This is a genomic window from Streptomyces sp. NPDC002276, from assembly GCF_053891435.1.
This window is the reverse complement of record NZ_JBSFCQ010000009.1, coordinates 273,031-292,943: the sequence shown is the minus strand read 5'-3', so window position 1 is coordinate 292,943 and position 19,913 is coordinate 273,031. Positions and strand designations below refer to the sequence as shown.

General features: G+C 68.7%; 18 protein-coding genes and 1 pseudogene. 11 read left to right on the top strand and 8 right to left on the bottom strand.

Annotated features, from left to right (window positions below; all coding sequences use genetic code 11):
* Positions 1–2: 2 nt before the first annotated feature.
* From ACWIHT_RS24410 to ACWIHT_RS24400, 3 genes are read right to left on the bottom strand one after another with little or no spacing between them, the layout of a single operon-like run.
* Positions 3–827, bottom strand: a complete 825-nt coding sequence (locus tag ACWIHT_RS24410; RefSeq protein WP_456170329.1) for a carbohydrate ABC transporter permease — start codon at positions 825–827, stop codon at positions 3–5.
* On the bottom strand, positions 824–1,783 hold the full coding sequence (locus tag ACWIHT_RS24405) for a carbohydrate ABC transporter permease (protein ID WP_456170328.1): 960 nt from the start codon (positions 1,781–1,783) through the stop codon (positions 824–826). The genes ACWIHT_RS24410 and ACWIHT_RS24405 overlap by 4 nt, the downstream gene beginning before the upstream one ends.
* On the bottom strand, positions 1,780–3,048 hold the full coding sequence (locus ACWIHT_RS24400) for an ABC transporter substrate-binding protein (protein WP_456170327.1): 1,269 nt from the start codon (positions 3,046–3,048) through the stop codon (positions 1,780–1,782). The genes ACWIHT_RS24405 and ACWIHT_RS24400 overlap by 4 nt, the downstream gene beginning before the upstream one ends.
* A gap of 268 nt (positions 3,049–3,316) precedes the next feature.
* Here ACWIHT_RS24400 and ACWIHT_RS24395 point away from each other — a divergent pair.
* From ACWIHT_RS24395 to ACWIHT_RS24380, 4 genes and pseudogenes are all read left to right on the top strand, one after another.
* A pseudogene (locus ACWIHT_RS24395) lies at positions 3,317–3,589 on the top strand (LysR family transcriptional regulator); the annotation flags it as partial.
* 449 nt (positions 3,590–4,038) lie between these two features.
* Entirely contained in the window at positions 4,039–4,947 is a 909-nt protein-coding gene (locus ACWIHT_RS24390; protein WP_456170326.1) for a hypothetical protein, read from the top strand.
* Positions 4,948–5,051: 104 nt separating this feature from the next.
* A complete protein-coding gene (locus tag ACWIHT_RS24385; RefSeq protein WP_456170389.1) occupies positions 5,052–7,181 on the top strand; it encodes a glycosyltransferase in 2,130 nt (709 codons plus the stop codon).
* The gene (locus tag ACWIHT_RS24380) at positions 7,178–8,464 is read left to right on the top strand and encodes an acyltransferase family protein (protein WP_456170325.1); all 1,287 of its coding nucleotides are present in this window, start codon (positions 7,178–7,180) and stop codon (positions 8,462–8,464) included. The genes ACWIHT_RS24385 and ACWIHT_RS24380 overlap by 4 nt, the downstream gene beginning before the upstream one ends.
* Here ACWIHT_RS24380 and ACWIHT_RS24375 read toward each other — a convergent pair.
* Genes ACWIHT_RS24375 through ACWIHT_RS24365 form a run of 3 tightly spaced genes read right to left on the bottom strand, consistent with a single transcriptional unit; the run spans position 8,430 to position 9,682 of the window.
* Positions 8,430–8,627 (bottom strand): DUF397 domain-containing protein, encoded by a 198-nt coding sequence (locus ACWIHT_RS24375; protein ID WP_456170324.1) that lies wholly within the window; start codon positions 8,625–8,627, stop codon positions 8,430–8,432. The two genes, ACWIHT_RS24380 and ACWIHT_RS24375, sit on opposite strands and share 35 nt — an antisense overlap.
* 11 nt (positions 8,628–8,638) lie before the next feature.
* Positions 8,639–8,818, bottom strand: a complete 180-nt coding sequence (locus ACWIHT_RS24370; RefSeq protein WP_456170322.1) for a DUF397 domain-containing protein — start codon at positions 8,816–8,818, stop codon at positions 8,639–8,641.
* A 12-nt stretch (positions 8,819–8,830) separates the two neighbouring features.
* Positions 8,831–9,682 carry a helix-turn-helix domain-containing protein gene (locus tag ACWIHT_RS24365; protein WP_456170321.1) on the bottom strand — a complete coding sequence of 284 codons (852 nt, stop codon included), beginning with the start codon at positions 9,680–9,682 and terminating at the stop codon, positions 8,831–8,833.
* A gap of 185 nt (positions 9,683–9,867) precedes the next feature.
* Between ACWIHT_RS24365 and ACWIHT_RS24360 the strand changes: the two genes are divergently transcribed.
* Positions 9,868–10,326, top strand: coding sequence for an ATP-binding protein (locus tag ACWIHT_RS24360; RefSeq protein WP_456170320.1), 459 nt, complete (start codon positions 9,868–9,870; stop codon positions 10,324–10,326).
* A gap of 19 nt (positions 10,327–10,345) precedes the next feature.
* On the opposite strand, the gene ACWIHT_RS24355 is transcribed toward ACWIHT_RS24360, so the two are convergent.
* Positions 10,346–10,984: a hypothetical protein gene (locus ACWIHT_RS24355; protein WP_456170318.1), complete on the bottom strand. Its 639-nt coding sequence runs from the start codon at positions 10,982–10,984 to the stop codon at positions 10,346–10,348.
* A gap of 357 nt (positions 10,985–11,341) precedes the next feature.
* On the opposite strand from ACWIHT_RS24355, the gene ACWIHT_RS24350 reads away from it, so the two are divergent.
* Positions 11,342–12,697, top strand: a complete 1,356-nt coding sequence (locus ACWIHT_RS24350; RefSeq protein ID WP_456170317.1) for a nitrate/nitrite transporter — start codon at positions 11,342–11,344, stop codon at positions 12,695–12,697.
* 127 nt (positions 12,698–12,824) lie between these two features.
* Positions 12,825–13,985, top strand: coding sequence for a uroporphyrinogen-III synthase (locus ACWIHT_RS24345; protein ID WP_456170316.1), 1,161 nt, complete (start codon positions 12,825–12,827; stop codon positions 13,983–13,985).
* 229 nt (positions 13,986–14,214) lie between these two features.
* On the opposite strand, the gene ACWIHT_RS24340 is transcribed toward ACWIHT_RS24345, so the two are convergent.
* Positions 14,215–14,745 (bottom strand): anthrone oxygenase family protein, encoded by a 531-nt coding sequence (locus ACWIHT_RS24340; RefSeq protein ID WP_456170315.1) that lies wholly within the window; start codon positions 14,743–14,745, stop codon positions 14,215–14,217.
* Positions 14,746–14,978: 233 nt separating this feature from the next.
* Here ACWIHT_RS24340 and ACWIHT_RS24335 point away from each other — a divergent pair, with 233 nt between their 5' ends.
* The 4 genes from ACWIHT_RS24335 to ACWIHT_RS24320 all read left to right on the top strand — a co-directional run bounded on the left by ACWIHT_RS24335 (position 14,979) and on the right by ACWIHT_RS24320 (position 19,706).
* The gene (locus ACWIHT_RS24335; RefSeq protein ID WP_456170314.1) at positions 14,979–15,572 is read left to right on the top strand and encodes a CGNR zinc finger domain-containing protein; all 594 of its coding nucleotides are present in this window, start codon (positions 14,979–14,981) and stop codon (positions 15,570–15,572) included.
* 329 nt (positions 15,573–15,901) lie between these two features.
* Positions 15,902–16,423 carry a sigma-70 family RNA polymerase sigma factor gene (locus ACWIHT_RS24330; protein ID WP_019056398.1) on the top strand — a complete coding sequence of 174 codons (522 nt, stop codon included), beginning with the start codon at positions 15,902–15,904 and terminating at the stop codon, positions 16,421–16,423.
* Positions 16,424–16,461: 38 nt separating this feature from the next.
* A complete protein-coding gene (locus ACWIHT_RS24325) occupies positions 16,462–17,217 on the top strand; it encodes an anti-sigma factor family protein (RefSeq protein ID WP_456170313.1) in 756 nt (251 codons plus the stop codon).
* A 152-nt stretch (positions 17,218–17,369) separates the two neighbouring features.
* Entirely contained in the window at positions 17,370–19,706 is a 2,337-nt protein-coding gene (locus ACWIHT_RS24320) for a HelD family protein (protein ID WP_456170312.1), read from the top strand.
* Positions 19,707–19,913: the final 207 nt, after the last annotated feature.

The following is a 19,913-nucleotide window of genomic DNA, read 5'->3' as shown; positions in this document are numbered from 1 at the left end:
TACTACTTGACGGCACCTACGGCGATACCGCGCGTGAGGGTCCGCTGGAAGACGAGGAAGAAGACGATGGCGGGCAACACACCCAGCAGGGCAGCCGCGTTGGTCATCGTGGCGTCCATCAGGCGCTGGCCCTGGAGGACGCCGAGGGCCACCGACACGGTCTGGTTGTCGTTGGAGATCAGCATGACCAGGGGGAGCAGGAACTCGTTCCAGGTCCAGATGAAGAAGAAGACCAGGAGCACGCCGATCGTGGGGCGGCTGACCGGGACCACGATCCGCCACAGCACCTGCCACTTGTTGGCGCCGTCGATCCGGGCCGCCTCGATGATCTCGCGGGGGAACTGGCCGAGCACGGACGAGAGAAGATACGTGCCGAACGCCGCCTGGATCACCGTGAAGACGATGACGACGCTCAACCTGGTGTCGTACAGGCCGACTTGCTTGCTCAGGTAGTAGATCGGGTAGACCAGCGCCTCCTGCGGCAGCATGTTGGCGAGGACGAAGAAGGCCAGGACCCACGTGCGGCCCCGGATACGGCCGATGCCGATCGCGTACGCGTTGAGGACCGAGAGCACGGCGGCGAGGACGGCCACCGAGCCGCTGATCAGAACCGAGTTGAAGAGTTTCTGGCCGTAGTCGACGCGCTGCCAGAAGTCCTTGAGGCCGTCCAGGTAGAGGCCCTTGGGGAGGCTGAGGGGGCCGTGTTCGGAGTACTCGGCCGGTGACTTCACGGCGTTGATCAGGACGATCAGGAACGGGACGACCATGAAGAGGGCGGCGAGGCAGAGGGCGATGAGTACGGGGTAGCGGCGCAGGGCGGTGGTCATGCACGGTCACCTTCCTCCGCGCGGGTCTGGAGTTTGAGGAAGGCGAGGGAGAGCACGAGGATGATCAGCGTCAACACCGTCGATATCGCGGCTCCGTAGCCGACCTGGGTCTTCTCGAAGAACGTGGTGAAGGAGAAGTAGGAGGGCACGTCGGTCGCGCCGCCCGGGCCGCCCTTCGTCAGGACGTACACCGCGCCGAACACCTTGAGCGCGGCGATCGTGCACCAGGTGAGGACGACGTAGATCTCGGGGCGGATCTGCGGCAGCGTGATGTGCCAGAAGCGGCGCCACCAGCCGGCGCCGTCGAGTTCGGCGGCCTCGTAGAGCTGGGGGTCGACGCGTTGCAGCCCGGCCATGAACACCACGAGCGGGAAGCCGAGTTGGACCCAGACCATGACGCCCATGACACTGTAGAGCGCGATGTCCGGGTCGCCGAGCCAGTCCTGCTGCCAGGAGCCCAACCCCACAGCCTTCAGCAGGGTGTTGAGGGAGCCGTTGTCCGGAGCGAGGATCCAGCTCCAGACGATGCCGGCGACCGCGATCGGGAGCACCTGCGGGAGGTAGAAGCAGGCGCGGAGGATCGCGGCGATACGGCTGCCGAAGTGCTTGCCGACGTAGTCGAACAGGGCGGCGGCCAGGACGAGTCCGACGACCGTCGGTACGGCGGCCATCGCCACGACCATGAACAGGCTGTGCCGGAAGGACGCCCAGAACTCCGAATCGTCCAGCAGGTCACGGTAGTTGGCGAGGCCGGTCCACTTGGGGTCGCCGATGCCCTGCCAACTCGTGAAGCTCACGGCCGTGTTCATCAGGAACGGGACGACGATCACGGCGAGCGCGGCGAGGGCGCCGGGGAGCAGGAACAGGGCGTACGAGTCGCGGGGGCGAGGGCGGTGCGGGCCGGTGGTGTGGTGCCTGGTACCGGCCCGCGCGCCCTTCTCGACGGTGACCGTCATGTCGCCGGAACGCCCTTGTCGTACGCCTTCTGGAGGTTGCTGAGATAGGCGTCCGGTTTCTCGCTGCTGGTGATCAGCTTCTGGGTCTCGGAGACGAGGACGTCGTAGAAGCCGGGGACCGGCCAGTCGGGGTAGAAGGCCAGGCCGTCGCGGGCCGTGAGGGTGTTGAAGTTGGCGATGAGTTCCTTGGACTTGGGGTCGGTGATCGCGGAGGTGTCGGCCGCGACCGGGATGCCGCCCTTGTTGCCCATCAGGTTCTGGATCTTCTTCGACAGGGTGATGTCGATGAAGTCGTAGGCGAGTTGCTTGTTCTTGGCGCCCTTGGGGACGACCCAGATGTTGCCGCCGGAGCCGAGGGTGAGGTTCGAGCCGGGCCACAGGGTCGTGCCCCAGTCGAACTTGGCCTCCGTCTGGAAGCGGCCGTACCACCAGCTGCCGGAGAACAGGATCGGTGCCTTGCCCTGGATCCAGGACACTCCGGCGTCCTCGGCCTTGGTGGAGCTGGAGGTCTTGGCGATGTAGCCCTTCTTCACCCAGTCGGCGAAGGTGGTCGCCGCGTAGGTCCAGGCCGGGTCGTGGAAGTCCGTCTTGCCCTTGTACAGCTCGTACTTGTCGACCCAGGCGCGGTCGGCCTTCGAGAGCGCGAGCTGGTAGAGGTACTGCTGGGCCGGATATTCGGCGCCTGCGTTGGCGAGCGGGGTGACGCCCTTCGCCACGAACTGGTCCATGGCGGCGGTGAGTTCGTCGAACGTCTTCGGTTCGGCGATCTTGTACTTCTTGAAGAGGTCCTTGTTGTAGTAGACCATCGTGTACTCGCCGTAGTCGGTGACGCCGTACCACTTGCCGGAGCCCATCACTCCGTTGGTGTCGTACAGGTCGGTCGTGCCGACGCTCGCGGGGATCTTCTTGTCCCAACCGCGCTTCGTCGCCTCGGCGGTGAGGTCGGTGAGCAGGCCCTGCTTGGACAGCAGACCGGCGGTCGCGTTGCCCTTGTTGTACTCCATGACGTCCGGCGCGTCGGAGGAGTTCAGCACCATCGGAGCCGTCTTCTGGATCTGCTCGAACCCCTTCTCCTCGAACTTCACCTTCACGCCCGGGTGTTGGGCCTCGAACTCCTTGATGGCCTCGTTCCAGGCCACGCCCATCGCACTGTCGGGGCCCTCGTAGTGCCAGAGCTTCAGAGTCTTGCCGTCTGAGGTGCCGCTGTCCGAGTTGCCGCAGGACGTGAGCAGCAGGGCTCCCGTCACGATCACCGCGGCCGTCATCGTTCGCCTTCGGGTCGTCAACATCCAGGGCCTCCGGGGGAGTCGGATGGGTGTCGAAGCGCTTCGATGGAGGAACGTATGTAGGCGGTGGTGATGCGTCAATGGGGTAGGCGGAGATTGGCGCAAGCGATTCGATGAGTTGCGGGTTGCGGGTTGCGGGTTGCGGGTTGCGGGTTGCGGTTCGATGGGTTGTGGGTTGGGTGCGGGTCGGTGCTGCGCTGGCGAGGTTCGTTGTTGCTGGCGCGGCGGGCATCCGGCAAGCCGTAGGGGGGCGGGGGGATTCGAACGGGTGATTGACAAGGCGCGGAACCCGGTTCTCGCCGTGGTGGGCTTTCCGGCCATGCCCCAGACCGTGTTGCGGCCCCTGGTGAAGCCGGTGCCCTTGTCGCCTGTGTCGCTCGTGTGGCGAAAGGGGCTGGTGCACCCCGGATTCGACGCGCTTCGACGGGCCGCGGTGGAGATCGGTGGCGCCGAGGGATGGTTGCGGCGGCCTGGCGATGGGTGGATTCCGGCCATGGACGTGGACATGCTAAAAACGTAGAAATTACGCATCCTGGCACATGTGGAGTCTCACTACGCTACGTTCGGGCCTGAGCACGGTGTGATACAGGGGGCGCGGGAGCCGGTGGGGGACCGGTTCGACGGCGTGTGCTCGGGGTCGTTTGCGCTCTCGGAACAGTCCTTGGGGGGATGTGCGTGCGCGTGGAAAAGTGGCGAGAAGACACCCAACCGGAATGGCCCCAGGCCGCATCCGCGACCAGAGACGTACCGGTCGTAGGCGGAGAGGCTCAGGCGTTCCCGGAGACCGGAGTGGCTCGAACGGGCGGTGGGTCGGAGATTCTTGAGGGCGGTCGGCATGGCCGACACGGCGGGCGTGCCAGTCATGCCGGCGGTCGGATACGGAACGAGCAGTCCGGACCGCCGGGGTCGGGGATGGGGTCGGCGTCGGGGTCGGGCTCGGGGACGGGCTCGGGGTCGTCCTGGCCCGTCGTGCCCAAGGGGGTACGCAAGGGGCCGGCGGGGCCGTTCACCGGTCCGTCCATCGGTTCGCCCATCGGTTCGCCCACGGGTCCTCCCGTCGGTTCGCCCATCGGGCCGCCTATTGGTTCGTCCGGCGGGCCTTCCGGCGCCCTGGCCGATCCCTGGGGCGCGGTCGCGGCGAACGATCCCGACGAGGTGACCGTCCAACTCGACGGCCCCGCCGAGGAGTTGGGAAGCGATCCGGGTGCGAAGGGCGCCGGTCACGACGGATCGGACGGGCCCGTCTTCGTCGACGCGTCCGGCCGCCGTAGCCGTAGGTACCGTCGGATCGGCATGGCCATCGGCATCGCCTGCGCGGTCTACGCCGTCGTCATCGTCGTCACCCTGTTGTCCGGCAGTTCGGACGCGCCCTGGCTCCCGGTGCCGGGGCAGAAGGACGACCCGCCCGCGGGCAAGGTCGACACCTCGCCGCTGCCCGCCCAGTCGGGTCGGCCGTCCGGCGGCAGCGGCAGCGTGGCGCCGGGGAACATTCCGACGGCGAGCGACGGTACGACACCGTCGCGGGGCGCCAGTGCGAGCGCGACCGGCGCGTCCAAGGCGCCCGGCGCCAAGGCGACCACCTCCGCGTCCGCCAAGCCGTCCGCGAGCAAGAGCGCGTCGCCGCCGGCCGGCGGGACCGTGAGCAATCCGGTCGTACAGCCCTCGCATCCGCAGGAGACTCCGTCGTCCGGCCCGAGCACACCGACGGGCAGTACGAGCGCCCCGGTGGAGCCCACGCCGACCCCGACCCCGACGACGGGCACCGGCACGGTCGCCGACGGCCCGAGCAGCCCGTCGCCCGTGGCCCAGGGACCGGCCGCGCCCGCCGAACCGGCGCCCGCACCGGCACCGTCCAAGACCCCGGAGCACATCGTCTGATGGCATCGCACAACCGCCGCCCCGCCGCCACGAACACGGCCCCGGGCGGCCGTCACGGAGGCATATCCAAAGCGGCCCGCGGCTCCCGGCGCCGCCGCCTGTCCATGCGGTTCCTGCTGCCGATGCTGCTGCTCGTCGCGATGCTGGCGATGCTGATGCTGCGCGGCTACGTGCACAGCGAGATCCTCGCCGACCACCGCATCCGCCCCGAGGCGGCGACCAACAAGGTGCCGGAGAAGATCCTCGACGGCGGCCCGGTCATCGACACCCGCAGCGGCCGTACGACGAGTCTGGACGTGCCGGACCGCGACATCGTCCTGACCTTCGACGACGGCCCCGACCCGACCTGGACGCCCAAGGTCCTGGACGTGCTGAAGAAGCATCACGCGCACGCCGTCTTCTTCGTCACCGGCACCATGACCTCGCGCTACCCGGAGCTGGTCAAACGCATCGTGGACGAGGGCAACGAGGTCGGCGTGCACACCTTCAGCCACCCCGACCTCTCCTTCCAGTCCAAGAAGCGCATCGACTGGGAGCTGTCGCAGACCCAGCTCGCGATCACCGGCGCGGCCGGCATCCGGACGTCGCTGTTCCGGCCGCCGTACTCGTCCTCCGCCGACGCGATGGACAACCTGTCCTGGCCGGTGACCGAGTACATCGGCACCCGCGGCTACATCACCGTCGTCAACAACACGGACAGCGAGGACTGGCAGAAGCCCGGCGTCCCGAAGATCATCAGCAACGCCACCCCGCGCGAAGGCAAGGGCGCGATCGTCCTGATGCACGACTCCGGCGGCGACCGCCACCAGACCGTGCAGGCGCTGGACAAGTTCCTGCCGGAGATGCAGGCCAAGGGCTACAAGTTCGACAACCTCACCGAGGCGCTCGGCGCCCGCAGCGCGCTCACCCCGGTCACCGGCGTGAACCTGTGGAAGGGCAAGGCATGGATCTTCCTGGTCCAGGCCTCGGACAACATCACCGACGTCCTGGTGGTCGGCCTGGCGATCACCGGGTCCCTGGTCATCGCCCGCTTCGGGCTGATGCTCCTGCTCTCCGTGCTCCACGCCCGCCGGGTCCGCCGCAAGGACTTCGCCTGGGGCCCACCGGTCACCGAACCGGTCACGGTCCTCGTCCCGGCCTACAACGAGGCCAAGTGCATTGAGAACACGGTCCGTTCACTGATGGCGAGCGAGCATCCCGTCGAGGTGATCGTCGTCGACGACGGCTCGGCGGACGGCACGGCGAGAATCGTGGAAGCGATGTTCCTGCCGAACGTCCGGGTCGTACGCCAGGTCAACGCGGGCAAACCGGCCGCCCTCAACCGCGGCCTGGCGAACGCCAGTCACGACCTCATCGTCATGATGGACGGCGACACGGTCTTCGAACCGGCCACCGTACGGGAGTTGGTGCAGCCCTTCGGCGACCCGCGCGTCGGCGCCGTCGCCGGCAACGCGAAGGTGGGCAACCGGGATTCGATGATCGGGGCCTGGCAGCACATCGAGTACGTGATGGGCTTCAACCTCGACCGCCGGATGTACGACGTCCTGCGCTGCATGCCGACGATCCCGGGCGCCGTGGGGGCCTTCAGGAGAAGCGCGTTGGAGCGGGTCGGCGGGATGAGCGACGACACGCTCGCCGAGGACACCGACATCACGATGGCGATGCACAGGGACGGTTGGCGCGTCGTCTACGCCGAGAAGGCCCGCGCGTGGACCGAAGCACCGGAGACGGTCCAGCAGTTGTGGTCCCAGCGCTACCGGTGGTCGTACGGCACGATGCAGGCGATCTGGAAGCACCGGGGCGCGCTGCTCGACCGCGGCCCGTCCGGCCGCTTCGGTCGCGTCGGCCTGCCGCTGGTGGCGTTGTTCATGGTCGTGGCGCCCATCCTGGCCCCGCTGATCGACGTGTTCCTGCTCTACGGCCTGGTGTTCGGCCCGACGGAGAAGACGTTCCTGGCCTGGCTGGGCGTCCTCGCCATCCAGGCGTTCTGCGCGGCGTACGCGTTCCGCCTGGACCGCGAGCGCATGACCCACCTGGTCTCGCTCCCTCTCCAGCAGATCCTCTACCGCCAACTCATGTACGTCGTACTGCTCCAGTCCTGGATCACCGCGCTCACCGGAGGCCGCCTGCGCTGGCAGAAGCTGCGGCGCACGGGCGTCGTGGAGGCACCCGGCGGTCCGGTACCGACCCAGCGCAGCCGCAGTGGCAGTGACGATCGGAGGCCGGTCGCATGACGCACGGACACGGACACGGATACACGACAGGGACGGGTACGGGACCCGAGTCGACGCCGGCCTACGGGATTCCCCAACAACGGCAGCAAGAACCGGAGTTGGCGCCGGGGTCGGCGAAGACGGCCAAGCCGGGCGGCGGCGGCCGGGACCGCTACCTCGACCTCCTCCGCTCGATCGCGTTGGTCCGGGTGGTCGTCTACCACCTCTTCGGCTGGGCCTGGCTGTCGGTCCTGTTCCCGTCCATGGGCGTGATGTTCGCGCTCGCGGGTTCCCTGATGGCCCGCTCGCTGAACCGTCCCGCACTGGGCGTGATCAAGGGTCGGCTACGGCGACTGCTGCCCCCGCTGTGGGCGTTCAGCGCGGTGGTGCTGGTGTTGATGTTCGCGATGGGCTGGAACCCGCTCAAGGACCCTGACCTGGGCGGCACTTGGTGGGGTGCGGCGAAGGTCTTCGACTACCTCGTGCCGTTCGGCGCGCCGCCGTACCCCGAGCATCTGGGCTCGGAGTCGGGCCTGTTGGAGAGCACGTGGGCGGACCAGGCGGCGGGGCCGCTCTGGTATCTGCGGGCGTATCTGTGGTTCGTGATCGCGTCACCGCTGCTGCTGTGGGCGTTCCGGCGGGTTCCGTGGGCGACGCTGCTGGCGCCCTTGCTGCTGACGGCGGTTGTCGGTACGGGGCTGGTGACGATCCCGGGTGAGACGGGCAACGCGGTGTCCGACTTCGCGGTGTACGGCGGCTGTTGGGTCCTGGGCTTCGCCCATCATGAGGGGAAGTTGAAGGAGATTCCGCGCTATCTGGCGGTGTCGGGCGCGACCGTCATCATGGGCTTCGGCCTGTGGTGGGCGTCGGGTCATCTGGGCCCGGACGGCTGGGACTTGAACGACATTCCGCTGGCGCAGGCGGCATGGTCCTTCGGGATCGTGGTGATCCTGCTCCAATACGCCCCGTCCTGGCAGGAGTTGCCGGGCCGCCTGGCCCGCTGGGACAAGCTGGTGACCCTCTCCAACAACCGCGCCGTCACGATCTACCTGTGGCACAACCTCCTCATCATGGCCACGGTCCCGATCATCGACCAGCTGTACAACCTGCCGTTCATGGAGAGCGACAGCGCGACCGCGTTGCTCGACAAGGCGGACACGTTCCTGATGTTCGTGCTCATCTGGCCGCTCATCGCGGTGGCGATCCTGGCGTTCGGATGGATCGAGGACATTGCCGCGAAGCGGGGGCCCAGGTTGTGGCCCAACGGGGTCAGTGGTGGGGGGAGTCGGCGGAAGGGGACTTGAGGGTGTCGATCAGGTGCCGTAGGCCGGCGGGTGTGGTGGTGAGGATCGTGTGGGGGATGTCGCTTTCGCGGAGGTGGATGACATTGGCGGGGCCTCCGGCTACGTAAACGCAGTGGGAGCCGTCGGGACTGTAAGTGGATTTTTGCCAGAGGCGGTTGGACACGGTCGGGCTCCTCACTCGGGAAGCTTGAGGGTGCGGATGAGGTGTCGTAGGCGTTCAGTTGTAGTGGTCAGGATGACGTCGGGGGCGTCGCTTTCGCGGAGGTGGATCGTGTCGGGGGTCGTGGCGGCGATGTTGACGCAGTTGGACGCGTCGCCGCTGTAAGTGGACTTCTGCCAGTGGTGCGTGGTCATGCTGTGTGCCCCTCAGAGTTCGTGCGTGATGCGGTGGATCAGGTCGCGGGACGCCTCAGGAGCGAGGGCGTTCGCCTCCATGTGATCCACGACCGACCGGTACTTGCTCAACTGGGCCTCGCCGTCAAGGAATTCGCAGCCGTGGTGAGTGTCCAACTGCACGGTGTCGAGTTGAGGCACTGCTCCCGCTACGTAGTCGATGCCCTGGCCGGTGCCGTGGAAGCTCTCCGTGCCGAAGGGGACGACCCGGACGGTGACATGAGCCAGTTCGCTCATGCCGATGAGGTGCTTGAGTTGCGCGGCGGCGACGTCTCGGCCGCCGTACCCCATTCTGAGCGCTGCCTCGTGAATGGTCGCCGTATAGGGCGTGGGATCGTCCCGATGGAGGATGCCCTGCCGCTTGATGCGATGGGTGAGGCGGTGCTCGATCTCGTACTGCTGCAGGGGCGGGAAGACGCCACGGAAGAGCGCGCGGGCGTGGTCGGTGGTCTGGAGCAGAGCTGGGATGTGGATCACCAGTGCCACGCGCAACTCGGCCGCGTAGTGTTCCAGTTCGGCCAGGTCGATCAAGCTGGCCGGCAGGTGTTCTCGGTACTCGTCCCACCATCCGCGCATGCGTCCGCCGGTCATCTCTGCCAGCGCCTCGACCAGCGCAGGGTCCGCGCAGCTGTAGGCACGGGCGAACGTACGGACCCGGTCAGCGCTGACGGCGTACCGACCCGCCTCGATGCTGCTGATCTGCGCCTGCTTGACGCCGAGCAGTCCCGCCGCCGAGCTGGACGTCAGTCCCGCGTGCTCCCGCAGTTTGCGCAGTTCCGTGCCCAGGCGCTGCTGGCGCAGGGTCGGGATGGTGCTCGGCGGCACGAGATCCTCTCTCGCTCTTGGTGTCCCGTGGTCACTCACAGGAGGGAATTGTGAACTCTATTGGCCAATCGATGTTAAATCTTACATCAGCGCCGCTATGGTGATTCCTGTACCGCCCAACTGCCCCTGCCCGGCGCAGTCGTTGAGCGAACCCGAGTCCGTCCGTCCCCCCTCCCGGAGCCTTCATGGTCACCGTATCCCCGCCCGCCACCTGGGTGTACGCCCTTCGTCTGCCCCACGACCCCCGAGCCGCACGCGTCGCACGTATGACCGTACGAGCCGCCCTTGACGGGCACGGGATGTCCGAAGTCCTGGACGTGGTCGAGTTGTTGACGTCCGAACTTGTGACCAACGCGTACCGGCATGCGAGGGGTCCCGCCTCTCTCCGTCTCACCGCGCTCGGGGGTGGGCGGTTGCGGGTCGGTGTCTGGGACTCGAATCCGCATGTCCCCGCGCCCTTCGACAGGCGGCCCGGTGAGCTGCTGTCGCCCGCCGCAACCGATGCTGACAGCGGGCGCGGTCTCCACCTCGTCCAGGCGTACGCCACTTCCTGGGGCGGCTGGCCGATCGGTGATGGCGGGGTGTTGGACCGGGGTGCCGGAAAGCTGCTGTGGTTCGAAGTGGGCGGGTGTTGCGGCCGTTGACGGTCCGGGGCCGGGTCCGTCAGCCACGCGCCGTCAGGTACAGGCCGATACCGGCGAAGAACACGGCGCCGACAGCCAACGGATCGGCAACGACCGACCAGGTGAAGTACCGCCGAAGCCTGGCCGGTTCCGGCAGCGGCCCGGCCTTCGACTCTGCCCGCACATGTGCCTGCATGGCGTGGTCGCAGACGCTGGAGAAGTTGTAGAACGCGTCCCACAGCGAACCGTCGAACAACGCGAAGTCGACGTTCTCCCCGTCGTTGGTCTCCAGGGCAAGGACACCCCGGAACAAGTCGCGGTGCAGCCTCTTCACCTCCGAGCAGGGCACCACCACGTGCCGCAACACACCGAAGCGCACGATCTCGCCCGGCCGGAGCACCACTCTGATCAGCGAGCCCCGCCACAGGCACGACGCCATTGCCAGCGCCATGGCGCACATCTCGGCACGGTCCCGTGCGAGGCCCACCGTGTCCACCTGGATGTACAAGGCGAAACCGACGGCGCCACAGGACAGGCCCCTGAGAATGCCGACCCGCAGCCAGCGCACCAGCTTGATCTCTCCGTGCCGGTTCGGCCGGTAACCCCGTACCCGCTGGACGATCGGGGTCCCGGGCCCGTACCAGTCACGCAACCCCGACTGCCACAGCCCTGACGTCACCCGCGCGAGCGTACCCGCAGGGGAGTAGTCCCCCAGAAGTGGGCCACTTTTCCGCAGAGTGTCACACTTTTTTCAACCCACCCCCACCCCCACCCCCACCCCCGACCGCGCGTTGTTCCACCGGCCCGCCGGGCGCGAGGCCCGGCTGCTGGGGTACGCGGGCCTGGACCGGGCCGAGTTGTTGGAGGCCGGAGGTCCTGCCCTGAGGACCTCACCGTGCGCCTTCTGCGCTCGTGAGAGCAACGTTTTCTTCCGGTCACTCACAGCCACAGCGTGGAAACCCGCCCTCCCTACCTTCGGGATGCAGCCCTTGGAAGACAAACCGCTCGTTACCCCGTAGTGGACCGTGGAGGCGTCATGACAGCCACTGGCAAGTGGATCGAGCACTGGGATCCGGAGGACGAGACCTTCTGGCGGGAGACCGGAGAGAAGGTCGCCCGTCGCAATCTCCTGTTCTCCGTGCTCTCCGAGCACATCGGCTTCTCGATCTGGACCCTGTGGTCCGTGCTGGTGCTCTTCATGGGCCCGGAGTACGGGCTGACCCCGGCCGACAAGTTCCTGCTGACCTCGATGGTCACGCTCGTCGGCGCGGTCGTCCGCGTGCCGTACACCTTCGCGGTCGCCATCTTCGGTGGGCGGAACTGGACGATCGTCTCCGCGAGCCTCCTCCTCATCCCCACCATCGCCGCCTTCGTGGTGATGAAGCCGGGGACCTCCTTCGACACCTTCCTCTGGATCGGCCTGCTGGCCGGTATCGGCGGCGGCAACTTCGCCTCCTCCATGACCAACATCAACGCCTTCTTCCCGTTGAGGAAGAAGGGGTGGGCTCTCGGGCTCAACGCCGGGGGCGGCAACATCGGCGTCCCGGTCATTCAGCTCATCGCCCTTGCGATCATCGGGGCCAGTGGCGGGCCGCGCGTGCTGCTCGGGATCTACATCCCGCTCATCCTTCTCGCCGCCACCCTCGCCGCGCTCTTCATGGACAACCTCACCTCCGTGAAGAACGACACCGGCGCCGCCAAGGACGCCGCGCGGGACTGGCACACCTGGATCATGGCGTTCCTGTACATCGGCACGTTCGGGTCGTTCATCGGGTACGCGTTCGCGTTCGGGCAGGTGCTTCAGGTCCAGTTCGGCCGTACGCCGTTGCAGGCCGCGTACCTCACCTTCATCGGGCCGCTGCTCGGCTCGCTGATCCGCCCGGTGGGCGGCTGGCTCGCCGACCGCTACGGCGGCGCGAAGATCACGCTGTGGAACTTCGTCGGCATGGCCGCCGCCACCGCCGTACTCCTCGTCGCCAGCATGCAGAAGTCGCTGCCGCTGTTCGTCACCGTCTTCATCGTCCTGTTCGTGCTCAGCGGGCTCGGCAACGGGTCGACGTACAAGATGATCCCGGGCATCTTCCAGACCAAGGCCCTCGCCAAGGGGCTCACCGGTGACGAGGCGGCCGCCTACGGTCGGCGGCTCTCCGGGGCCTCCATGGGGCTCATCGGTGCCGTCGGCGCGCTCGGCGGCGTCGGCATCAACCTCGCCTTCCGGCAGTCCTTCCTCTCCTACGGCTCCGGCACCGGCGCGTTCGTCGCCTTCCTCGCCTTCTACGGCCTCTGCTTCGCCGTCACCTGGGCCGTATACCTTCGCCGCCCGACCGCACAGGCGCAGGCCAAAGCTTCCGCATCGGAGGCGAAGCCGCAGCTCAGCTATGCCGAGGTGTGACGTAACACCGCCGACATGAAGTCGAACCGAGCCTGTCACGCACCGTTGACAGGCTCGTTCGGCATGTAGGCACCGCCGCACCACCCCCTGCACGACTGCATGTACGACTACGTTCGGGACGAGAGACATGGACGAACAACCGCAGCGACCGGAGAGCGCGCCGCACGGCCCCCTCTCCGGGTTCACCGTGGGCGTCACCGCCGCGCGCCGCGCCGACGAGCTGGGGGTCCTGCTCCAGCGGCGCGGCGCGGTGGTCGTGCACGCGCCCGCGCTGCGCATCGTGCCCCTCGCCGACGACAGCGAACTCCTCGCCGCCACCAAGGAGTTGATCGACCAGGCGCCCGACGTCGTGGTGGCCACCACCGCGATCGGATTCCGCGGGTGGGTCGAGGCCGCCGACGGGTGGGGGCTCGGCGAGGCCCTCCTCGACCGGCTGCGCGGGGTGGAACTGCTCGCCCGCGGGCCCAAGGTGAAGGGCGCGGTACGGGCCGCCGGTCTCACCGAGAAGTGGTCACCGTCCTCCGAGTCCATGGCCGAGGTGCTCGACCGGCTCCTGGAGGAGGGCGTCGACGGCCGCCGGGTCGCCGTACAGCTGCACGGTGAACCGTTGCCCGGGTTCGTCGAATCACTGCGGGCCGGGGGAGCGGACGTCGTGGTGGTCCCCGTGTACCGATGGATGCCGCCCGAGGACATCGCCCCGGTGGACCGGCTGCTGGACGCGACCGTCTCGCGCGGCCTGGACGCCCTGACCTTCACCAGCGCGCCGGCCGCCGCGTCGCTCCTCTCCCGCGCCGAGACCCGCGGCCTGCTGCCCGAACTCCTCGCCGCCCTGCACCACGACGTCCTCCCGGCCTGCGTCGGCCCCGTCACCGCGCTCCCGCTCCAGAACCACGGCATCACCACGGTCCAGCCCGAACGCTTCCGCCTCGGCCCGCTCGTCCAGCTCCTCTGCCAGGAACTCCCCGCCCGCGCCCGCACCCTGCCCGTCGCGGGCCACCGGATGGAGATCCGCGGCCACGCGGTCCTGGTCGACGGTGCGCTACGGCCGGTTCCGCCGGCCGGTATGTCCCTGCTCCGGGCGTTGTCCCGCCGCCCCGGCTGGGTCGTCGCCCGCGCGGAACTCCTCCGCGCCCTCCCCGGCGCCGGGCGCGACGAGCACGCCGTAGAAACGGCGATGGCACGTCTGCGTACGGCACTTGGCGCGCCGAAGCTGATCCAGACGGTGGTGAAACGGGGGTACCGGCTGGCGTTGGATCCGGCGGCCGACGCGAAGTACTCCGACGGTTGAGCGGGTGTTTGTGCGGGGTGTCGATGCGGGCGTTGCTGGGGGCTCCGCCCCCAGACCCCCGATCGGCCCTGAAGGGGCCTCGTCCTCAAACGCCGGACGGGCTGGATTTTGTCGGCCCCGCGTCAAGAAGTCGGCTCGGCTCCGCGTCAAGAAGCGAGCCGGCGCGCGCTGGATTGCCTCGGCCCGCGTCAAGAAGTGGGCCGGGCGGGCTGGATTGCCCCGGCCCGTGTCAAGAGCTGAGCCGGGACGGGCTCACCTGCGCCGACCGGCGTCGACAGGCCCCGTACAACACCAACCCCCGCCCCAAACACCCCACCGCCACCGTCGACAACACCGCCCGCACCGCATTCCACCCCACCCACGCACCCTCGAACCGCTCCCGCGCCACCCCCGCATCCGCCGTCCGCGCGAGCTCGTCGTTCAGCGGGATGTTGAAGGCGACCGTGACGAGGAAGGCGAGCGCGTACGCCGTCAGGCCAGCCCACACCCAACCCCGGTACGGCCGCCCCCGCGCCTGCCACGCCGACACCGCGGACAGCACCAGCGCGCCCATGAAACTCAGGAAGAACACCGGGTTCTGGATCACGTCGTTGATGTTCCGCATCACCTCTACGAACACCCGGTCGTCGCTGCGCGCCAGCCCGGGCATCACCGCGCAGGCGAAGACGTAGAAGGCCCCGGCGATCAGCCCCATCGCGACCGTGGCCGCACCCAAAACCCAACCAGCGGCTGTCCTGTTCTCTGTCCCGTTCTCTGTCATGACTTCAGTCAACGGACCCGCCCCCGTCCCCGACATCGCCGAGACGCGCACGCGCATACGCGGCCGTCCACGCGTGCTCCCCACGCGCGCTCCCCACGCGTGCTCCCCACGCGCGCTCCCCACGCGCGCTCCCCACGCGCGCTCGGTACGAGGGGTTCCGGCCGCGCGGGCGGGCAGGCACTGTAGAGGCAACGGTTTCCCGACCGGGGTAGTCCCTAGGCGGTGACAGGCACATGGCACTGGGTACGACCATGGCCCCGTACGAGCTGCGCTTCGACGCCGGGCGGATCTGCCTGGATCTCCTCGCGACCACGCATCCCGAGGAACGGCTCGACGCGCCGGAGCAGTTGCGCGCGTGGATCGTCCGCGCGGGGCTGGTCCCGGCGGGCACCGCGCTCGCGCACGTCGACGCGACCTGGCTCGTCGGCTTCCGTGAACTGCGGGGACGGATCGGACAGTTGGTGCGCAGCAGACCGCAGACCGAGGCCCACTCCTACGATCTCGCGCTCGCCCACCTCAACGACCGCGCCCGCGCCGCGCCCCCGGCACCTCGTGCCGTACAGGCCGAAGACGGGGCGTTGGTGCGGGAGTTGGCCGGTCCGCCGGGGTGTGAGGCGTTGCTCGCGGTGATCGCCAGGGATGCCGTCGAGCTGCTCACCGATCCGGTCGCGCGGGCCTCGCTCAGGGAGTGCGCGGGGGACAACTGCCCGATCGTCTATCTCGATACGTCCCGGGGGCGGCGGAGGCGCTGGTGCTCCAGTGAGGTGTGCGGGAACCGCGAAAGAGTGGCCCGGCATCGTCGGCGCGCGGCCCTCGCCCGAGCCTGAGAATCCCATATGCGGCTTCTGTGAAGTGACGGACCGTCAATTGGCGACGTGATTTTGACAACAGTGCGTTTCACTCGGCAACCGCTCGGGCAGTCCGCGTGATCTTGCTGATGTGGTGGAAATGTAAAGATCGTACGGCTGGAATGTGCACTCATGTCCCGGTCGTCACGTCAGTTCGAAGAAAACTGTCGCCTCACGTTGAACACCCGCCCACCCTCCCGCGTACTCCTCACCGAGCGACCGACCGGGGCAACCCCCGGACACCGGAGGTGGGCGTGCGCAAGGATTCCGTCGTGGCCAATGAACAAGCGCCGAGGGCCCGACATCGCATGTCCCAGTCCTCGGAACCTGATGAGGAGCTGATGCGTGCCCTGTACCGAGAGCACGCCGGACCCTTGCTCGCCTATGTGCTGCGGCTCGTCGCCGGTGACCGGCAACGTGCCGAGGACGTGGTGCAGGAGACGCTCATCCGGGCCTGGAAGAACGCCGGCCAGCTCAACCGGGCGACCGGATCGGTACGACCCTGGCTGGTGACGGTCGCACGGCGCATCGTCATCGACGGTCACCGCAGCCGGCAGGCCCGGCCGCAGGAGGTGGACCCGTCGCCGCTGGAGGTCATCCCCGCGGAGGACGAGATCGACAAGGCGTTGTGGCTGATGACACTGTCGGACGCGCTGGACGACCTGACCCCGGCCCACCGGGAGGTGCTCGTCGAGACGTACTTCAAGGGGCGTACCGTCAATGAGGCGGCCGAGACGCTTGGCATCCCCAGTGGCACGGTGCGCTCAAGGGTGTTCTACGCCCTTCGATCGATGAAGCTTGCTCTGGAGGAGCGGGGGGTGACGGCATGAGCATTTACGGGGGATACGGAACGGGTAGTCCTGGTTCCATGCAGGGATCTCAGGGCTCGAACGAACACGAGACCGTCGGCGCCTACGCCCTCGGGATTCTCGACGACGCCGAAGCAACCGCTTTCGAGGCACACCTCGCCACCTGCGAGTGGTGCGCCCAGCAGCTCGACGAGCTGGCCGGGATGGAACCGATGCTCGCGGCGCTCGCGGACCTGCCGGGCTCCGGCACCCCCGCGATCGGCGAGTCCCTGTCCGCCAAGCCGAGCCCGCGGCTGGTGGAGCGGCTGGTCGACGACGTCGGTGAACGCCGGGCGTTGAAGCGCCGGCGCAGCTTCTACATGATCGCCGCGTCAGCCGCGCTGATCATCGCGGGACCGCTGGCCGTGATCGCGGCCAACGGTGGCAACAGTTCGGGTGACACCCCGGCGGTGGCCACCGCGAAGACCACCTTCGACACTTTGTCCGACAAGGTCTCGGCCACGGACAAGACCACCAAGGTCAGCGCGACCGTGGCGATGTCGAAGAAGGACTGGGGCACCCTCGGGGTCGTCGAGCTCAGCAACGTCAAGGGCCCCCTGAAGTGCTCCCTGATCGCCGTCGGCAAGAACGGCGAACGCGAGACCATGAGCTCCTGGTCGGTCCCGGCCTGGGGTTACGGCATCGCGAACGCCACGAAGGCCGAGGCCAAGGCACCGCTCTACGCCCAGGGCGGCGCGGCCCTCACGCCGAACGAGATCGACCACTTCGAGGTCATGACCTTCGACGGCAAGAAGCTCGTGGAAGTCGACGCTTAGCACCAGGTCGACTGTGCTCGACGGGGTCCGGAACGCGCCTGGCGCGCACCGGGCCCCGCGTCTTTGTCAGGTTCCGCCGGGCGGGCCCCTCGCCTCGGCGGCCTCCCTTCGCGTACGGTTGACGGCTGCCCAGCACGTCAGAAGGGGGCCCGGTGGCCGCACAGGCTCAACAGGAGACCGCGCTCGATGCGGTGTCCGACAAATCCGCCCAGGATTCGCTACGGGACCGGGAGATCAGCGGCGAACAGACACACCTGGACCGGGTGTACCGACGCCTTGAGGAGAAGATCCGCGAGGCCGAGTTCCTCATGAACGACGCCGCCAAACGCGGCCAGGTCGGCACCCCCGGCGCGCTCGCCGAACGCGACGCGCAGGTGTTCCGCGCCGGTATCCACCTCAACCGGCTCAACAACGAGTTCGAGGACTTCCTCTTCGGCAGGATCGACCTGCTGCTCGGCAAGGACGGCCAGAAGGGGCCCGACGGCGCCTACACCGCCGTAGAACCCGCCGACGGCTCCGTCCGCGACGACAACACGGCCGACATCGCCGAGACCCTGCACATCGGCCGCATCGGCGTCCTCGACACCGAGTACGCGCCCCTGGTCATCGACTGGCGGGCGCCCGCCGCCGCCCCGTTCTACCGCTCGACCCCGGTCGACCCCGGACGGGTCGTACGGCGTCGCGTCATCCGCTCCAAGGGCCGCCGGGTCCTCGGGGTCGAGGACGACCTGATGCGCCCCGAGCTGACCGCCTTCCTCGACGGCGACAAGCTCGCCGTCATCGGCGACGGCGCGCTGATGGCCGCGCTCGGCCAGGCCCGCAGCCACACCATGCGCGACATCGTGGCGTCCATCCAGGCCGAACAGGACCTGGTGATCCGCGCCCCCGCCGCCTCGGTGACGTATGTCGAGGGCGGCCCGGGGACCGGCAAGACGGCCGTCGCGCTGCACCGCGCCGCCTATCTGCTCTACCAGGACCGGCGCCGCTACGCGGGCGGCATCCTCATCGTCTCGCCGACACCGCTGCTGGTCGCGTACACGGAGGGCGTCCTGCCGTCCCTCGGCGAGGAGGGCCAGGTCGCCATCCGGGCCATCGGCTCGCTCGTCGACGGCGCCGAGGCCACCCTCTACGACTCCCCGGCCGTGGCCCGTACCAAGGGCTCGTACCGCATGCTCCGCGTCCTGCGGAAGGCCGCGCGCGGCGCCCTGGAGTCGAGCGACGCGCCGGACCGGCTGCGGGTCGTCGCCTTCGGGCGGCGGCTTGAGTTGGAGGCCGTCGACCTGGAGCGCGTCCGGCAGAACGCCCTCAGCGGTACGGCACCCGTCAACATGCTGCGCCCGCGCGCCCGCAAGCTCCTCCTGGACGCCCTGTGGGAGCGCTCCGGCTCGGCCGGCCGGCACACCGACCCCGAACTCGCCGCCGAACTGCGCTCCTCCTTCGACGAGGACGTCGCGAGCGAGGACGAGTTCATCGCGTTCCTCGACGCCTGGTGGCCCGAACTCACCCCGCGCGCCGTCCTGGCGGCCATGTCCGACGAGCGCAAACTCGGCCGCTGGGCCCGCCGCATCCTCAACCCCGGCGAGGTCCGCAGGACCGCCCGCGCCCTCAAGCGGGACGGCCTCTCCGTCCACGACGTGGCGATCCTCGACGAACTCCAGGCGATCCTCGGCACCCCGGCCCGCCCCCGCAAGCGGCGCGACCTGGACCCGCTGGACCAGCTCACCGGTCTCGAAGAGCTGATGCCCGTACGCGAGGAGACACAGCGCGAACGGGCCGAGCGGCTCGCCCAGGAGCGCGTCGAGTACGCCCACGTCATCGTCGACGAGGCCCAGGACCTCACCCCGATGCAGTGGCGCATGGTCGGCCGCCGCGGCCGGCACGCCACCTGGACGGTCGTCGGCGACCCGGCCCAGTCCTCCTGGTCCGACCCCGACGAGGCCGCCGAGGCCCGCGACGAGGCCCTCGGCTCCCGCCCCCGCCGCCGCTTCACCCTCACCGTCAACTACCGCAACCCGGCCGAGATCGCCGAACTGGCGGCCAAGGTCCTCGCCCTCGCGATGCCCGGCTCCGAGTCCCCGTCCGCGGTCCGCTCGACGGGCGTACGACCACGTTTTGTGGCTACGAACAATGAGCACAGCGCCGTCGTACGGGATTCCCTCGCGCAGTCCGTGCGCGCGGAGGCCGCCCGGCTGCTCGACCAGGTCGACGGCACGGTCGGCGTCGTCGTCGCCATGAACCGCCGCGAGGAGGCCCGCCGTTGGCTCGCCGGCCTCGGCGACCGGGTCGTCGCGCTCGGCAGCCTGGAGGCCAAGGGGCTCGAATACGACGCGACCGTCGTCGTATCGCCGGCGGAGATCGCCGACGAGTCACCGGCCGGTCTGCGGGTCCTCTACGTCGCTCTCACCCGCGCGACCCAGCAGCTCACGGTCGTCTCCGCCGAACGGGACGAGCCGGACGCGAACGGGGTGCCGGATCTCCTGCGGGACTGATTCTGTGAACCTGCGGGATGGGAATGGTCTTACGGGATCCGTTTGTTAGCCTGGGTGTGACACCGGCCCGATCCAAGCCCCCGGGCCCAACCTTCGTCGCTTAGAGCGACCACTTGCCGCGAGGCGAGCATGGCGGGTCGGTGTCACTGATCGCGAAAGAGGCCCCCGTCACGGGAAAAGTGGCGGGGGCCTCTTTTTCTCGCGAAC

Coding starts and splice junctions, on each gene's coding strand:
- ACWIHT_RS24410 (WP_456170329.1), bottom strand. CDS start 827: ATGACCACCGCCCTGCGCCGCTACCCCGTACTCATCGCCCTCTGCCTC.
- ACWIHT_RS24405 (WP_456170328.1), bottom strand. CDS start 1,783: ATGACGGTCACCGTCGAGAAGGGCGCGCGGGCCGGTACCAGGCACCAC.
- ACWIHT_RS24400 (WP_456170327.1), bottom strand. CDS start 3,048: ATGACGGCCGCGGTGATCGTGACGGGAGCCCTGCTGCTCACGTCCTGC.
- ACWIHT_RS24385 (WP_456170389.1), top strand. CDS start 5,052: ATGCGGTTCCTGCTGCCGATGCTGCTGCTCGTCGCGATGCTGGCGATG.
- ACWIHT_RS24380 (WP_456170325.1), top strand. CDS start 7,178: ATGACGCACGGACACGGACACGGATACACGACAGGGACGGGTACGGGA.
- ACWIHT_RS24370 (WP_456170322.1), bottom strand. CDS start 8,818: ATGACCACGCACCACTGGCAGAAGTCCACTTACAGCGGCGACGCGTCC.
- ACWIHT_RS24360 (WP_456170320.1), top strand. CDS start 9,868: ATGGTCACCGTATCCCCGCCCGCCACCTGGGTGTACGCCCTTCGTCTG.
- ACWIHT_RS24350 (WP_456170317.1), top strand. CDS start 11,342: ATGACAGCCACTGGCAAGTGGATCGAGCACTGGGATCCGGAGGACGAG.
- ACWIHT_RS24345 (WP_456170316.1), top strand. CDS start 12,825: ATGGACGAACAACCGCAGCGACCGGAGAGCGCGCCGCACGGCCCCCTC.
- ACWIHT_RS24340 (WP_456170315.1), bottom strand. CDS start 14,745: ATGACAGAGAACGGGACAGAGAACAGGACAGCCGCTGGTTGGGTTTTG.
- ACWIHT_RS24335 (WP_456170314.1), top strand. CDS start 14,979: ATGGCACTGGGTACGACCATGGCCCCGTACGAGCTGCGCTTCGACGCC.
- ACWIHT_RS24330 (WP_019056398.1), top strand. CDS start 15,902: ATGTCCCAGTCCTCGGAACCTGATGAGGAGCTGATGCGTGCCCTGTAC.
- ACWIHT_RS24325 (WP_456170313.1), top strand. CDS start 16,462: ATGCAGGGATCTCAGGGCTCGAACGAACACGAGACCGTCGGCGCCTAC.